Annotated in this window: 16 protein-coding genes; 10 read left to right on the top strand and 6 right to left on the bottom strand. The window is 34.5% G+C overall.

Annotation, left to right across the window (positions count from 1 at the left end):
* Positions 1–39 precede the first annotated feature (39 nt).
* The 3 genes from CD127_RS10625 to hemQ form a co-directional block, all read right to left on the bottom strand.
* Complete coding sequence (locus CD127_RS10625; protein WP_103366690.1) at positions 40–492, bottom strand: threonine/serine exporter family protein; 453 nt, start codon at positions 490–492, stop codon at positions 40–42.
* A 12-nt stretch (positions 493–504) separates the two neighbouring features.
* Positions 505–1,272 (bottom strand): threonine/serine exporter family protein, encoded by a 768-nt coding sequence (locus tag CD127_RS10620; RefSeq protein WP_103297391.1) that lies wholly within the window; start codon positions 1,270–1,272, stop codon positions 505–507.
* Positions 1,273–2,443: 1,171 nt separating this feature from the next.
* Complete coding sequence (hemQ, locus tag CD127_RS10615; protein WP_103366689.1) at positions 2,444–3,193, bottom strand: hydrogen peroxide-dependent heme synthase; 750 nt, start codon at positions 3,191–3,193, stop codon at positions 2,444–2,446.
* Positions 3,194–3,367: 174 nt separating this feature from the next.
* On the opposite strand from hemQ, the gene pta reads away from it, so the two are divergent.
* The 6 genes from pta to CD127_RS10585 all read left to right on the top strand — a co-directional run bounded on the left by pta (position 3,368) and on the right by CD127_RS10585 (position 9,487).
* A complete protein-coding gene (gene pta / locus CD127_RS10610) occupies positions 3,368–4,357 on the top strand; it encodes a phosphate acetyltransferase (RefSeq protein WP_103366688.1) in 990 nt (329 codons plus the stop codon).
* Positions 4,357–5,199 (top strand): lipoate--protein ligase family protein, encoded by an 843-nt coding sequence (locus CD127_RS10605; protein WP_103297388.1) that lies wholly within the window; start codon positions 4,357–4,359, stop codon positions 5,197–5,199. Before pta ends, CD127_RS10605 begins: the two co-directional genes overlap by 1 nt.
* Positions 5,200–5,814: 615 nt before the next feature.
* Positions 5,815–6,738, top strand: a complete 924-nt coding sequence (gene mvk / locus CD127_RS10600; protein ID WP_103297307.1) for a mevalonate kinase — start codon at positions 5,815–5,817, stop codon at positions 6,736–6,738.
* A gap of 4 nt (positions 6,739–6,742) precedes the next feature.
* Entirely contained in the window at positions 6,743–7,726 is a 984-nt protein-coding gene (mvaD, locus tag CD127_RS10595; protein ID WP_103366687.1) for a diphosphomevalonate decarboxylase, read from the top strand.
* A gap of 12 nt (positions 7,727–7,738) precedes the next feature.
* Complete coding sequence (locus CD127_RS10590; protein WP_103297309.1) at positions 7,739–8,815, top strand: phosphomevalonate kinase; 1,077 nt, start codon at positions 7,739–7,741, stop codon at positions 8,813–8,815.
* Positions 8,816–9,145: 330 nt separating this feature from the next.
* On the top strand, positions 9,146–9,487 hold the full coding sequence (locus tag CD127_RS10585) for a YuzB family protein (protein ID WP_103297310.1): 342 nt from the start codon (positions 9,146–9,148) through the stop codon (positions 9,485–9,487).
* Between the two features lie 539 nt (positions 9,488–10,026).
* Here the strand turns inward: CD127_RS10585 and CD127_RS10580 are convergent.
* From CD127_RS10580 to hypR, 3 genes are all read right to left on the bottom strand, one after another.
* Positions 10,027–10,230: a cold-shock protein gene (locus CD127_RS10580; protein ID WP_049426256.1), complete on the bottom strand. Its 204-nt coding sequence runs from the start codon at positions 10,228–10,230 to the stop codon at positions 10,027–10,029.
* Positions 10,231–10,463: 233 nt separating this feature from the next.
* Positions 10,464–11,786 carry a hypothiocyanous acid reductase MerA gene (gene merA, locus CD127_RS10575; RefSeq protein WP_103366686.1) on the bottom strand — a complete coding sequence of 441 codons (1,323 nt, stop codon included), beginning with the start codon at positions 11,784–11,786 and terminating at the stop codon, positions 10,464–10,466.
* Complete coding sequence (hypR, locus tag CD127_RS10570) at positions 11,773–12,213, bottom strand: redox-sensitive transcriptional regulator HypR (protein WP_103366685.1); 441 nt, start codon at positions 12,211–12,213, stop codon at positions 11,773–11,775. The genes merA and hypR overlap by 14 nt, the downstream gene beginning before the upstream one ends.
* 130 nt (positions 12,214–12,343) lie before the next feature.
* On the opposite strand from hypR, the gene CD127_RS10565 reads away from it, so the two are divergent.
* The 4 genes from CD127_RS10565 to CD127_RS10550 all read left to right on the top strand — a co-directional run bounded on the left by CD127_RS10565 (position 12,344) and on the right by CD127_RS10550 (position 16,112).
* Positions 12,344–13,279 carry an aldo/keto reductase gene (locus CD127_RS10565; protein ID WP_103366684.1) on the top strand — a complete coding sequence of 312 codons (936 nt, stop codon included), beginning with the start codon at positions 12,344–12,346 and terminating at the stop codon, positions 13,277–13,279.
* Between the two features lie 361 nt (positions 13,280–13,640).
* Positions 13,641–14,177 carry a flavodoxin family protein gene (locus CD127_RS10560; protein WP_103297314.1) on the top strand — a complete coding sequence of 179 codons (537 nt, stop codon included), beginning with the start codon at positions 13,641–13,643 and terminating at the stop codon, positions 14,175–14,177.
* Between the two features lie 123 nt (positions 14,178–14,300).
* On the top strand, positions 14,301–14,777 hold the full coding sequence (locus tag CD127_RS10555; protein ID WP_103366683.1) for a GNAT family N-acetyltransferase: 477 nt from the start codon (positions 14,301–14,303) through the stop codon (positions 14,775–14,777).
* Between the two features lie 30 nt (positions 14,778–14,807).
* On the top strand, positions 14,808–16,112 hold the full coding sequence (locus CD127_RS10550) for an HD domain-containing protein (protein WP_174694743.1): 1,305 nt from the start codon (positions 14,808–14,810) through the stop codon (positions 16,110–16,112).
* Positions 16,113–16,153 lie beyond the last annotated feature (41 nt).

Raw genomic sequence — 16,153 nt, 5'->3', positions numbered from 1 at the left:
CAACACTACGTTCAATATCATGCACTTATTTTTTATATATTAAATACGTTTACGTCGACGATCAAATCCTGATACGACAATCTTAGAAATTTGATCAGCAAATAATAAACCAAGCGCAATGGCGCCAGCAATTAATGTTACTTCGAGCATCGTATTAATGGCTCTACCAAATTGCAATAATACTAAATTCTTAGTGGCATCAAATGCGAGACCACCAGGTACGAGAGGGATGATTCCCGGCACCATGAATATAATTGCAGGTTCTCTTTTTCTACGTGCCATATAGTGACTGATAAGGCCTAAAGCAAAACTACCAAAGAAACTAGAATAAATCGTATGGATACTAAGTCCTTGATAGAAAAGGATGTAAACCATCCAACCAAATGCCCCTACAAAACCACAGGAAAGATATAATCTTCTAGGAGCGTCGAATATAACACAGAAAAACAGTGAAGCGGTATAACTAAAAAGTAAATTTAATAACCAAAACATGTGTGTACACTCCTAAACTAAAATTAACACTGAACCTACACCTGCACCGATACCGAAGGAGGTAACAAGTGCTTCAAGTGATTTCGTCGTAAACATCAACATATGCCCACCAAATAAATCTTGGATGGCATTTGTGATAAGTACTCCAGGGACGATAGGCATTACTGAAGCGATGATAATCGTTGCTAAATCACCACTAGGGGCGAGAGAATGCCCTAAAACTGAAATAACACCAATAACTAATGAACCTATGAATTCAGGTATAAATTGAGCATGTAATCGACGGTCTAAAATTTCAACTACTAAGTAACCCAAACCACCAGCTAATAGGGCAGTGATCACATCGATAAGTTGGCCGCCTTGTAAATAAAGGAAACTGATAGCGATAATGGCAGCGGCAATACCTTTGAACGTTAGGCTACTATCTCTTTTAGCCACATAAATATGTTCGAGTTTGGCCTTTGCATCTTCGAGCGAGATTTTGCCTTTTGTAATTTGTCGTGATATTTCATTAACTTGTGAAATTTTAATTAGATTTGTGTCGCGGGAATTAATTCTAAAAATTCGCGGATAAGATTCATTATGTAATGTGAATTGTATGACTGTATTTGTAACGAAACTATTGCTTTCAGAATAACCTAATTTGCGTGCAATACGGGTCATTGTATCTTCAACACGTGTGCCTTCAGCGCCGGATTCAAGTAAAATACGTCCAGCGATCATAACCACGTCTTTTATTAATTTTTCATTTGCGTTTTCATTTGTATCTATATGTTTCATTTCATCACCATTCGTATTTATGTAACATAATTATAGTTGATGCCTACTGAAAAGACTACTACGTTAACGAAAAATTAAAAAATAAAATGATTACAATTCGTTAACAACAATTAATAAGAAGGTAATAACATAATGTTGTAATATACTTAATTAAAAAATAATTAACAACATTTCTCTATAATGTTTCAAAATATTACAATTCGGTTAAATAATAATTAGTTAACAATTTGTGAATAATATTGGGTAGCGACAATATTTTTCATAGTGTTAACGTTCAGAGTAGTAATTAAGTTCTCCCAAACATACTACACGAAGTACACTTTGAGATAGAAGTGTACTTTCCTTTAACAAATAATACTTATATATATATAGATTATAGGATATAGCCCGTAGATGCAGAATCTACGGGCTATTGTGATTTTATTTACTTTAAAAGGCGTTCTTAGATAGATGTTCACTCACTTAAGTTGAGTGGTTCTCAAATGGATTGTCATTTCACTTAAGTTGAGGCGCTTGCCTAGGGTACAGTTTCAGCCAGAAATTCCTCACAGATAAATCTGTGGGGATTTCTAAGGTCTTCTAAAGCAGTTCTTAGATGAATGTTACTCATTTTGTTGCGACGCTTTCTTGCGGGAAAGGCTCAAGCCTGTAGTCTTGAGGCTCTTTCTTTTCCGCCAAGAGTCGCGCAACGACATTCGTTATTCATCTTAGAACTACTTACGTAAGTGTTTATACACTTACGTTCATCAATAAAAACCCCTCAGGCGTCGCTCAACTACGTTCCATTATCCATTTAGAACTACTTAGGTTCATTAATAATCAACATAGGAGTCTTCGCAACTACGTTTCGTTATCTATCTTAGAACGCCTAACACATGGACAATTGTACGCGTATTCAATATATATAAATAAGCCAAGAGTCGAGCAAGTCATTCATTATTCATCTAGAGCTACGTATTTAAGTATGTGAACAATTAAATTTATCAATAATCCAAGACGACGCAACTTTTATCCATCATTATTTGTAGTTCGTTTCTAGAATTCTTTACCTAGAAACTTAAAATATTTATGTTCAATATAAAAAATGGTTTCTACCTTAAGATAGAAACCATTTAAATCAAACTTTATATGCAATTATTTTTGAGAGGTTAGTCTCAACTTATACATGTTATTAAATTGAGAAGAATGTTTCGAAGTCGTCTGTTTTTAAGATATGGCCGATGTAGAAACTACCGAAGTCGCCGTAGCGTGCTGTTGTTTCATCAAAGCGCATTTCGTAAACGATTTTTTTGAATTGTAGAACGTCATCTGCGAATAATGTTACGCCCCATTCGAAATCGTCGAAACCTACTGAACCAGTGATGAATTGTTTGATTTTACCAGCATATTGACGGCCAATCATACCATGGTTATACATTAATTTTTTACGTTCTTCCATTGGTAACATATACCAGTTATATGTTTCATTACGACGTTTATCCATTGGATAGAAACAGATATATTCTGATCTAGGTAATTCTGGATATAAACGTGCTCTAATATGTGGATTTTGGTAAGGATCTTCGTCAGATTTACCAGCTAAATAGTTACCTAATTCGATAACTGATACATATGAGTAAGTTTGAATAAAGAAATCAGCAATGCGAAGTTTGTTTAATTCATTTTCAATCGCATTTAATTCTTTCATTTCTGGACGTAGGTACCATAATAAGATGTCAGCTTTTTGTCCAGTAATGTTATATAACGCGTAATCGCCAGCATGTTCATCTCTAGCACTTGCTTTATCATTAATAAATGATTTAAATTCTTTAATCATTGCTTCACGCTCATCTTCAGGCACTAATCGGAAAGTTGCCCAATCTACAGCGTAAAATAAATGAAGACTATACCAACCATCTAATGTTTCGGCTGCTTCACTCATAATATATCGCTCCTTTAAATATGATATTTATCATTTAATACAGGTTAAATTTTATCATAAAGAGAAATGTTAAACATACCTAAATGATTACAAATTGGTGAAATGGAAATCTCGCTACAAATGCAGTATAATTAGGTTGCAAAATATTATTATGAAATTATTTAGGAGGGCATTATGTCTAGTTTATTAGATGTATTACAAGAAAAACTTTCAGGAAAAAATGTAAAAATCGTATTACCTGAAGGTGAAGATGAACGTGTATTAACAGCTGCTACAAAATTACAAGCAACTGACTACGTAACACCAATCGTTTTAGGTGACAATGACAAAGTGAAACAATTAGCTGAAGAAAAAGGATTAGATATTTCAAATATCGAAGTAATCAATCCTTCTACAAGCGAATTAAAACCTGAATTAGTTAAATCTTTTGTTGAACGTCGTAAAGGCAAAGCAACTGAAGAACAAGCTAAAGAATTATTAGATAACGTTAACTACTTCGGTACAATGTTAGTTTATGCTGGTCATGCTGAAGGTTTAGTAAGTGGTGCTGCACATTCTACTGGTGATACTGTTCGCCCTGCATTACAAATCATTAAAACAAAACCAGGTGTATCTAAAACTTCTGGTATTTTCTTTATGATTAAAGATGACCAACAATATGTATTTGGTGATTGCGCAATCAACCCAACATTAGAATCTTCTGATTTAGCTGAAATCGCTGTTGAAAGTGCTAAATCTGCTAAAAGCTTTGGCATGGACCCACGCGTAGCTATGTTAAGCTTCTCAACTAAAGGTTCTGCGAAATCTGACGATGTTGAAAAAGTTGCTAACGCAGTTAAATTAGCTCAAGAAAAAGTTGAATCTGAAGGAGTAGACAACGTAGTTATCGATGGTGAATTCCAATTCGACGCTGCTATCGTACCTGCTGTTGCTGAGAAAAAAGCACCAGGCGCTAAAATCCAAGGTGATGCAAACGTATTCGTATTCCCAAGCTTAGAAGCTGGTAACATTGGATACAAAATTGCACAACGTTTAGGCGGATTCGACGCAGTTGGTCCTGTATTACAAGGTTTAAATTCACCTGTTAACGACTTATCTCGTGGTTGCTCAACTGAAGACGTTTATAACTTATCAATCATCACAGCTGCTCAAACATTACAATAATGGATTTAGCAAGCAAATATTTTAATGACATTGATTGGCGCTATGTTGACCATACTTCTGGTTTAGCGCCAATGCAGTCATTTGCATTTGATGACACGTTTTCAGAAAGCGTAGGTAAAGACCTGTCATGTAATGTTGTGAGAACTTGGATTCATCAACATACCGTTATTCTAGGTATTCATGATTCACGTTTGCCATTTCTTAAAGATGGTATTCAGTATTTAACTGATGAAATCGGTTATAATGCGATAGTTAGAAACTCTGGAGGCCTTGGTGTAGTACTCGATCAAGGTGTTTTAAATATTTCACTTATCTTTAAAGGTCAAACTGAAACGACAATTGATGAAGCATTCACTGTAATGTATTTATTGATTTGTAAAATGTTTGAGAATGAAGATATCGAAATTGATACGAAAGAAATTGAACATTCGTATTGTCCAGGTAAGTTCGACTTAAGCATTGATGGCAAGAAATTTGCAGGTATTTCACAACGTCGTGTACGTGGCGGTATAGCCGTTCAAATCTACCTTTGTGTTGAAGGTTCTGGTTCTGAACGTGCTGAAATGATGCGTGTCTTTTATGAACGTGCGCTTAAAGGTGAAACAACTAAGTTTATATATCCAGATATTCAACCTGAATGTATGGCTTCATTGGAAACATTACTTGGACGCGAAATTAAAGTTCAAGATGTGATGTTCCAATTATTGCATGCCATTAAAGATTTAGGCGGTAATCTCAATATGGATGAGATTACTAATGATGAATGGACACGTTACGAAGGTTATTTCGATAAAATGATTGATCGTAATGAAAAAATGACACGTTCAATGGATAAGAAGTAAGCGTTAATTGAATAGATATAAAAAAGAGGTTTTTTATTACTTTTGAGGTAATAATTAGCCTCTTTTTTTAATGGAGGAAAAAGTTAAAATAAGTAGAATAATATATTGGAATTATTATAAAGTGCTATATTCCTACCTATTTTTATAGTAATATTATTTAGGTGGACTAATTTAAGTTAAATTGGAATTTCTGATTTGAAAACTCATAAATACAATGTCATCGCGTGTTTTCAAGATGAATTGAAATCATCATAATATTCCAATGATTAACTCTAAGATAATTAAAAAAGTAGTGTTTAACACAGAATAAGTGTTGTAACGATGTTAATAAAATCGATTTTTAGGGTATAAATATTTTTAAGTTTTGAACTAATTTTGACAAAGTTTTATACTATTTATTGATATGAGTTTTATAACATAAATTTTTATTAAATTTATTTTGGATATTTGAACTTACTATACCGGCATAAAACATAATTGTTATAGAACAGAAAATAGATTGACGGTAATTAAAAAAACGTAAGAGTACGTTATCATAATTGAGGTTATATGCCATTTAAATGCGTATGCGTGCCTCGAAATAATTTTCAGAAAGAATATTAAAGGTGAGATATCATGGTACAACGTGGCTATGGGGAGTCTAACGGGAAGATAATATTAATCGGGGAGCATGCGGTCACTTTCGGGCAACCGGCAATTGCAATCCCATTTACTTCAGGAAAAGTCAAAGTGCTTATTGAAAGTTTAGAAAAAGGTAACTATTCAGCGATTCAAAGTGATGTATACGATGGTCCATTATATGATGCGCCAGAACATTTGAAATCGTTAATTGGGCATTTTGTTGAAAATAAAAAAGTTGAAGAACCGTTGTTAGTTAAAATTCAAGCTAATTTACCGCCTTCAAGAGGCTTAGGTTCAAGTGCTGCAGTAGCAGTTGCATTCATCAGAGCAAGTTATGATTATTTAGGCTTACCGTTAACAGATAAAGAATTATTGGAACATGCGGATTGGGCAGAACGCATTGCGCATGGTAAACCAAGCGGTATCGATACGAAGACGATTGTAACTAATCAGCCAGTTTGGTATCAAAAAGGCGAAGTTGAAATCTTAAAATCTCTTGATTTAGATGGTTATATGGTAGTCATTGATACAGGAATTAAGGGCTCTACAAAACAAGCCGTAGAAGATGTTCATCGTTTATGTGATAACGATGAAGAGTATATGAAAGTCGTTGAACATATTGGAAGTTTAGTTTATTCGGCAAGTGAAGCAATTGAACATCATAGCTTTGATCAATTAGCAGAAGTATTTAACGCATGCCAATCAGATTTACGCACGCTCACAGTGAGTCATGATAAAATTGAAATGTTGTTGAAATTAGGTGAACAACATGGCTCTGTGGCAGGTAAATTAACAGGTGGCGGTCGTGGAGGCAGTATGCTGATTTTAGCTAAAGAGTTAAATACAGCGAAAGCGATTGTTTCAGCAGCTGAGAAAGCTGGCGCACAACATACGTGGATTGAAAAGTTAGGAGGATAAACCATTGAAACAAAGTGGTAAAGCACGTGCACACACGAATATAGCACTGATTAAATATTGGGGCAAAGCAGATGAAGCGTTAATCATCCCAATGAATAACAGTTTATCGGTGACGTTAGACCGTTTTTATACGGAAACGAAAGTAACCTTTGACGAAACATTATCTCATGATCAATTAATCCTTAACGGAGAAGAAGTAGATGCGAAAGAAAGCGCAAAGATTCAACGTTATATGGACATGATTCGTAAAGAAGCAGGAATCACAACGCATGCTTTAATTGAAAGTGAGAATTTCGTACCGACAGCTGCAGGTTTAGCGTCTTCAGCTAGTGCTTATGCTGCTTTAGCTGGTGCTTGTAATGAAGCACTACAATTAGGTTTATCTGATAAAGATTTATCACGTTTAGCACGTCGTGGCTCTGGTTCAGCTTCACGTAGTATTTTCGGTGGCTTCGCTGAATGGGAAAAGGGACATGATGATGCTACATCATATGCGCATAGTATTGATGCAAATGGTTGGGAAGACGACCTAGCCATGATTTTTGTTGTCATCAATAATAAATCTAAAAAAGTTTCAAGTCGTTCAGGAATGTCATTAACACGTGACACATCTCGTTTCTACCAATACTGGTTAGACCATGTTGATGAAGATTTAAAAGAAACTAAAGATGCGATTTCTAAGAAAGACTTTAAACGTATGGGTGAAGTCATTGAAGCAAATGGCTTACGTATGCACGCAACTAATTTAGGTGCACAACCTCCATTTACATATTTAGTACCAGAAAGCTATGAAGCAATGCGTATTGTACATGAATGTAGAGAAGCGGACTTACCTTGTTACTTTACAATGGACGCAGGCCCTAATGTAAAAGTATTAATTGAAAAGAAAAACCAACAAGCAATTGTAGATAAATTTTTAGAAACATTTGACCAAGCACAAATCATCACAAGCGACATTACACATTCAGGCGTCGAAATAATTAAGTAAGGAAGAGATATAATGATTCAGGTGAAAGCACCCGGGAAACTATATGTAGCAGGTGAATATGCAGTAACTGAGCCAGGCTATAAGTCTGTCTTAATTGCTGTAGACCGATTTGTTACGGCTGCAATTGAAGCTTCAAATGAAGTGTCAGGGACCATTCATTCTAAAACGTTACATTACGAACCAGTAACGTTCTATCGCAATGAAGATAAAATTGAAATATCTGATGCACATGCCGCAAACCAATTGAAATACGTGGTAACGGCGATTGAAGTCTTTGAACAGTATGCTAGAAGTTGTAATATCCACTTAAAGCATTTCCATTTGACGATTGATAGCAATTTAGATGATGCTTCAGGTCAAAAATATGGTTTAGGTTCAAGTGCTGCAGTATTAGTTTCTGTCGTGAAAGTGTTAAATGAATTTTATGATATGCAATTATCTAATTTATATATTTATAAATTAGCTGTTATTGCGAACATGCGTCTTCAAAGTTTAAGTTCTTGCGGAGATATCGCTGTAAGTGTGTATAGTGGCTGGTTAGCGTATAGCACCTTTGATCATGAATGGGTGAAACAACAGATGGAAGAAACGTCTGTCACAGATGTTTTAGAGAAGAATTGGCCAGGTCTTCATATTGAACCACTTCAAGCACCTGAGAATATGGAAGTGTTAATAGGTTGGACGGGTTCACCTGCATCTTCACCTCATTTAGTAAGTGAAGTGAAACGCCTTAAATCTGACCCTGTTTTTTATGGGAAATTCTTAGACCAATCGCATACATGCGTTGAAAACTTAATTTATGCATTTAAAACAAACAATATTAAAGGCGTGCAAAAGATGATACGTCAAAACCGTGGCATTATCCAACAAATGGATAATGAAGCAACGGTAGATATTGAAACAGAGAATTTAAAATTATTATGTGATATTGGAGAACGCTTTGGTGGCGCTGCGAAAACTTCTGGCGCTGGTGGAGGCGACTGCGGTATTACAATCATAGATAACCGTATTGATAAACAGCGCATTTACGATGAATGGGAAGCTAAAGGTATTAAACCACTTAAATTTAGAATTTATCACGGTCAATAAAAGAATAGATAAACGAGTAAGACATAATTCGATTTGGAAGTTAGTGTCTTGCTTTTTTTATTGGGAAAATGTCGGACTTTTTAACCAGTGCTTGAATTTTCCAATAAAAAGAGTAAAATAATTAGAGTTAAATTAAACGATAACTAATTATAAAAATGAAAGCTTGTTCATAAAATAATTTAAAGTGTAAAGACTGAGAGAAAACCCTTGTCAATCGAGGAAATGAAATGCGTAACGACGGGAGTTTACTATAGGTAAATGACCTAGGCACGCATAAGGTGACAAAGAGGAAAGGGTTTGACTACAGTCTGAATGAAAGGTGGGTGGAAAATGAAAAACAAATTCCTTATCTGCGACGAATGCCAAGCAGTAAATCTTAAATCGTTAAAGAAAAAACTAGAAAAATTAGATCCAGAAGCGGAAATCGAAGTGGGTTGCCAGTCTTACTGTGGCCCAGGACGTCGTAAAACATTCGCATTCGTAAACAACCGCCCACTAGCTGCACTCACTGAAGATGAATTAATGGAAAAAGTTACAGCACAACTGAAAAAACCACGTGATCCTGAAGAAGAAGAGCGATTACGTAAACGTAACGAAGAACGTAAACGACGCAAAGAAGAACAAGACAGAAAATTAAAAGAAAAACTAGCCAAACGTAAAGCCGCTAAATAATATTATTTTAGATTATTAGAGCTAGTTAGGCTATATCATACAAAATTTAGCAAAAAGGTACCTCATATAGTTTAATGATATTTATTAAACTATACGAGGTACCTTATTTTTGTTATTAAGTTAGTCATATTATTGTATATAAGCTTGCATGCTTTCACTTAAGGCACTTGATGATAGATTACTAAGTGGAATTATGAAGACTCATAGTGGAACAATAAATTTAATGAACCTAAGTGCTAAAGCACTTAGGTAAGAAATTCTAAAGATGGGCAACGAGTGACGTTGTGTGACGCCCGAGGGAACAGTACAAGTTGAAGACCTTAGAAATTCCCACAGATTTATCTGTGAGGCATTTCTGGCTGAAACTGTACCCTGGGCAAGCATCACAACAGAATAAGTGACTGTCCATCTAAGAATTTCTTTACAACTTAAGTGAGTGAAAATCTATCTTAGAAAGTCTGAGTTTTACTTCTTATATAAATACAAAAAACGCTAGGAAGATTCAAACATCTTCCTAGCGTTCAACTTATAGTTTAATCTTATGACATTACAACTACGTTAGTAGCTTGTTCGCCACGTTGACCTTCAGTGATATCGAAATCAACTTTTTGGCCTTCTTCTAAAGTTTTGTAACCTTCACCAGCAATACCGCTGAAGTGTACGAATACGTCACTTCCGTCTTCTCTTTCGATGAAACCAAAACCTTTTTCTGCGTTAAACCATTTTACTGTACCGTTATTCATATAGAATACCTCCATGTGCTTTTGCACGAAATATTTGTAACAAATTCATTTATAAAAAAGAGAGTATTCTAGACAAACACACTACAATTAAATTCACGAGCTTTTATTACGTAAGGTTAACTATAACTGGTTACGTTTAATAAGTAAAGCTTTTTATTTTCTTAGAAATTGATAAATTAAAATTATTATTGGCATAACACTGTCATAACAGGGTTTATCGAGTATTAATTTTTTTAAATATTAAATAAATCGTTAAAAGATTCTACCATTGTTGGATGAGTATAAATGCCATCTCTTAAAACTTGGTAAGGTATATGTTGATCAATTGCCAATTTAATTAAATTAATAATTTCCTCAGATTCTTTGCCATATAATGTAGCCCCTAAAATTTCATTGTTCTCTTTATTGATAACCACTTTAAACAGACCACGTGGGTCATTATTAATTTTATGGCGAGGTACGGTATTAATAGCTAATTTATTTTCAATATAATCATAGCCTTGTGCTTCTGCTTCTTTTGCAGTTAATCCGACGCGAGAGAGCGGTGGATCAATAAAAACAGTATACGGAATGGCACCACGATTTTCTGTTGTACGCTCGCCACTACCAAATAATTCAGATTTTAAAATTCTGAAGTCATCTAATGAAATATAAGTAAACTGCAGGCCACCTTTAACGTCACCAGCTGCGTAGATATGTTCGACTGAAGTTTGAAGATGCGTATTAACTTTAATTTCACCACGTTCTCCAAGTTGGAGGTCAGTATTTACAAGTGCTAAGTCTGTATTTGGTACACGTCCTGTGGCTAGTAAGACTGCATCAGCTGTAAATGTACCTTTCGAAGTTTCTACAATAGTATGAGGACCTGCATTTTTAAACGCGTGTGTTTCTGCTTCTGTGACAAACGTAATTCCTTTTTCTTTCAAATCTTTCAATGCGTATTCCACAACTTCGCTATCTTCACGTGGCATAATTTGTTTGCCATATTCCACGACAGTAACGTTTGAGCTAAAGTTTGCGAACATCGATGCAAACTCTAATGCGATATAACCGCCACCAATAATTACTAAATCTTTAGGTTGAAACGCAATATTTAATAAACCGCGTGAATCGTACACGTTTTGCGCTGTATCAATGCCTTCAATCTTAGGAATATTAGATTTCGCACCGGTATTAATCACGATTTTATCTGCTGTGACTATCTGCGCAACAGTGCCATCTTCATTCAATAATTCAATTTCAGTATTTGATTTAAATTGAGCTTTATAGTCGAGAACTTCAATATTTGCGTCGTTTGCTAAATTAGCGTAATTCTTTTTATTTAGAGCACTAATGACTTCTTTTTTTCTAGAAAATGCAGGACCAAATTCGGCACCATCAATACCGTCATGTACGAGTACTTTAGAAGCTATACATCCGTGGTTGATGCATGTGCCGCCATAGTTATCTGATGATTGTTCTACTAAAGCGACTTGTTGTCCTTGTGATGCAGCGTATTTGGCGAGTGTTTTACCGGCTTTACCAAAACCGATGATTAATAAATTATAATGTGTCATTTGTTGTTTCCTCCTGGAGTGTTTCTTTGAGTACATCATTAATCGTCAAGTTACTATAAAAGTCGAGGGCTAAAGCTATTTCTTCTTCTTTGTAGCGATTCATTGTGTGGGCAATGTTTCTTGATATTTTACAATGACTCTGCTCGTTACCTGTAAAGATGCGTTGTGTGTTAGCTTTGTCTAACACGAAAAGCTGATAAAGTGTAGAGAGCTTGATAGAGGGGGTTCTATCGTTAGCTCGGTAGCCTCCGCCTTTTCCGCGAAGGGTGTCTATATAATCATGATGATTCAATATAGTGGTGACGCGACGTAGTTGGACTGGGTTGAGACAGGTAAGCTGGGCTAGGTCTTGGCTATTGAAATGTTGGTCTTTATGTTTAGTTAGAAAAGTTAGAACGTGAACTGCGATATTAAATTCTAGATTCATATTGTCATTCCTTTAATGTAACTTGATTAGTTACATTAAAGTATATTTTTACAAGTTAGTCAAGATGAATGTATCATGGGTATTGGGGTAAACTATTAGTAGATAATTGAAGATAAAGGAGCGATATTGAATGGCAGACTTAGTACAATTAGGTAAATCAGATGTACGTGTATTTCCAATCGCATTAGGTACGAATGCGGTAGGTGGACACAATTTATATCCGAATTTAGATGAAGAACAAGGTAAGGAAGTTGTACGTAAAGCGATTGATAATGGCATTACTTTGTTAGATACGGCATATATTTATGGACCTGAACGTTCTGAAGAATTGGTTGGACAAGTGGTTCAAGAATATCCTCGTGAGAAAGTTCAAATTGCGACTAAAGGTTCTCACGTTATTAAAGAAAATGATGAGGTTGTTCAAAACAACGATCCTGAATATTTAAAACAACAAGTTGAGAATAGTTTAAAACGTCTTCAAGTCGATTATATTGATTTATACTATATTCATTTTCCAGATGAAGATACGCCTAAAGATAAAGCTGTCGCTGCATTACATGAATTAAAAGAAGAAGGTAAAATTAAAGCGATTGGCGTTTCTAACTTCACATTAGATCAACTTAAAGAAGCGAATAAAGAAGGCTACGTTGATGTTGTGCAATTAGAATACAATTTATTGCATCGTGAAAATGAAGAAGTGATGAAATATGCAGCGGAAAATAACATTACATTTGTGCCATATTTCCCATTAGCGTCTGGTATCTTGGCTGGTAAATATGAAGAAAACCAAACATTTGATGATCATCGCGCGGGACGTCGTGATTTCCAACCAGAAGTGTTTAAAGATAATGTACGTCGCGTCAAAGAATTGAATAGTATTGCTGAAGCACATAATACTTCAATTGCTAATGTGGTATTAGCGTTTTACTTAACACGTCCAGCTCTAGATGTTGTAATTCCTGGTGCGAAACGTGCTGAACAAGTTGTGGAAAATATTGAAGCGGCGAATGTGCAGTTAACTGACGAGGAAATCAAAAAAATTGATGAACTCTTCCCTATTGAATAAAAATGGTGAAAAAATTTAAATGATTTAAAGTAATTTAAGCTCCTGCCCCGTTTATAAAGGTGTAGGAGCTTTTAAATATAGATAATTTTAAGGACTGATTAAATATTTTATTAATTTATTACATAAAAATGCAGTAACAGGGTACAAAACCATTGTAGAATTATTTACTTTATATTAAGTTAATTTAAACTTACTTTAGTTATTTTTTGAATTTACAATTTTTTGAAGCGAATTATTGTTATTTTTATAGTAAAATAAATGAAGTTTAGTATTTTGTTTAAAAATAATTATATTAATTTATATATGTTGTAGGAATTTAATTAATAAGTTCATGGGTTTATAAGAAAGTGAGGAATGTTAGATGATAACTGTCTTATTTGGGGGAAGTCGTCCAGAAGGTAATACGGCACAAATTACGAAATATGCTTTAGAAGGTTTAGATTATAATTGGATCGATTTAACGCAATATCAATTAAATCCGGTTCGCGATTTACGTCATGAGAATGAAGATATTGAAACGTATCCTGATGATTATAAAGAAATTATCGATAAAGTTTTAGAGAGTGATACAGTTATTTTCGCATCACCTGTTTATTGGTATAGTGTTTCTGCTTCATTAAAGGCATTTATTGATCACTGGTCTGAAACACTCATTGATCCTAACTATAAAGACTTTAAGGAAAAGATGGCTAAAATAGATTTTCGTCTAATTTTAGTAGGGGGAGACTGTCCTAAAGTTAAAGCTAAACCTTGTATTACTCAAATGAAATACACGTTGGACTTTATAGGAGCCGAGTTAAATGGTTATATCATTGGTACGGCTGAAAGACCAGGAGATATTATGAAAGATACCTTCGCCTTAGGAAGAGCTAAAGAGTGGAATGAGACATTAGGCTAAGTGAAAGAAAGGTAATTTCATATTTAGTTATAAGTCTGAGGTTCACTTACATAATAAGCGTTTAACTACAGACTATGATATAATTCGATTATTAATTCCATTGTAAAGTCAGGAGAATCAAGTATGTTTAAAGTCAGAGAAGCGACAGCAAATGACGTTGTAGCTATCAGAGATGTTGCTACTAAAGCATGGTATAACACTTATTTAAACATTTATGCTGCATCAACAATTAACGAGTTACTTGCTGCTTCGTATAATGAAACACATTTGAAAAAACGTTTAGAAGAACAACTTTTCTTAGTAGCTGAAGAAGAAGAGGAAATCGTAGGATTTGCTAATTTTATTTATGGTAAAGAATTATATTTATCAGCACACTACGTTCATCCAGAATCTCAGCACAAAGGCTATGGTATAAGTTTACTTGAGAAAGGTTTAGAACATTTCCAAGATAAATATGATGTTGTTTACCTTGAAGTTGATAATAAGAACGAAGGTGCAATTAAATATTATCAAAATCATGGTTTTGCAATTGTACGTTCTTATCAACCAGAAATGTACGGTGAACAATTAGACTTAGCCTTAATGAAGAAAAATTTATAAAGAAAAGCGCATGTTCTTATGAAAGGAAGGATGACATTGACGCAAACACCTTATGTTGAACAGAAATTAGCTGAAGAGAAAGTATTTAAAGATCCGATTCATAAATATATTCATGTTAAAGATCAGCTTATTTGGGATTTAATTAAGACAAAAGAATTTCAACGTTTACGTCGCATTAAGCAATTAGGCACCCTTTATCTTTCTTTTCATACTGCGGAACATAGTCGTTTTGGTCATTCTTTAGGTGTTTATGAGATTGTGCGTCGTATGATTGATGAGTCATTTGTAGGACGTGAAGCTTGGAATAATGAGGATAGACCGCTAGCTTTATGTGCAGCTTTATTACATGATTTAGGGCATGGTCCTTTTTCTCATAGTTTTGAAAAGATATTTAACACAGACCATGAAGCATTTACGCAAGCAATTATTACTGGTGGTACTGAAGTTAATGAAGTTTTAAGTCGTGTATCTGAGACATTTCCACAAGATGTGGCTGATGTCATTAATAAGACACATGAGAATAAATTGGTCATTTCTATGATTTCTTCACAAATTGATGCTGACCGCATGGACTATTTGCAACGCGATGCCTATTTCACAGGCGTGTCTTATGGCACATTCGATATGGAACGTATTTTACGTTTAATGAGACCTTCTAAAAAAGAAGTGCTTATCAAAGAAAGTGGGATGCATGCGGTAGAGAACTTCATTATGAGTCGCTATCAAATGTATTGGCAAATTTATTTCCACCCGGTTAGTCGAGGGGGAGAGGTGCTTTTAAATAATTGCTTGAAACGAGTGAAACACTTGTATCAAGAGGGTTATCATTTCAAGATGTATCCAGAAGATTTTGTACCTTTCTTTGAAGGAAATATTACGATTGAACAATATGTTGAACTGGATGAAGTTGTAGTTTTATATTATTTGAAAAAGTGGATTGACGAAGAAGACGCCATCCTTAGTGATTTAGCACGACGATTTATCAATCGTGATTTATTTAAATATATTCCATTTGATGGTTCAATTATTACAATTACTGAACTACAAGAATTATTTATTGAAGGTGGCATAGACCCGAATTATTACTTTGTTAGTGAAGCTTTTTCTGATTTACCATATGATTATGACCGTCCGGGTTCTAACCGTAAGCCAATTCATTTATTAAGACGAAATGGCAGTATTAAGGAAATCAGTAGTCAATCTCTAGTCATTTCAAGTATTACAGGTATTAACCGAGAAGATTATAAGCTGTATTATCCTAAAGAAATGATACTTAATATTGAAGACCCACAAGTTAAAGGCTCAATTATCAATTTATTGAACGAACTAAATTAGGAAATTGAAACTTTTTTATATAACACGTATGATATGCTATG

The sequence above is a fragment of the Staphylococcus petrasii genome (assembly GCF_002902565.1).
Classification (GTDB): Bacteria; Bacillota; Bacilli; order Staphylococcales; family Staphylococcaceae; genus Staphylococcus; species Staphylococcus petrasii.
Note: the sequence above shows the minus strand (reverse complement) of the source record. Positions and strands in the feature narration are given on the sequence as shown.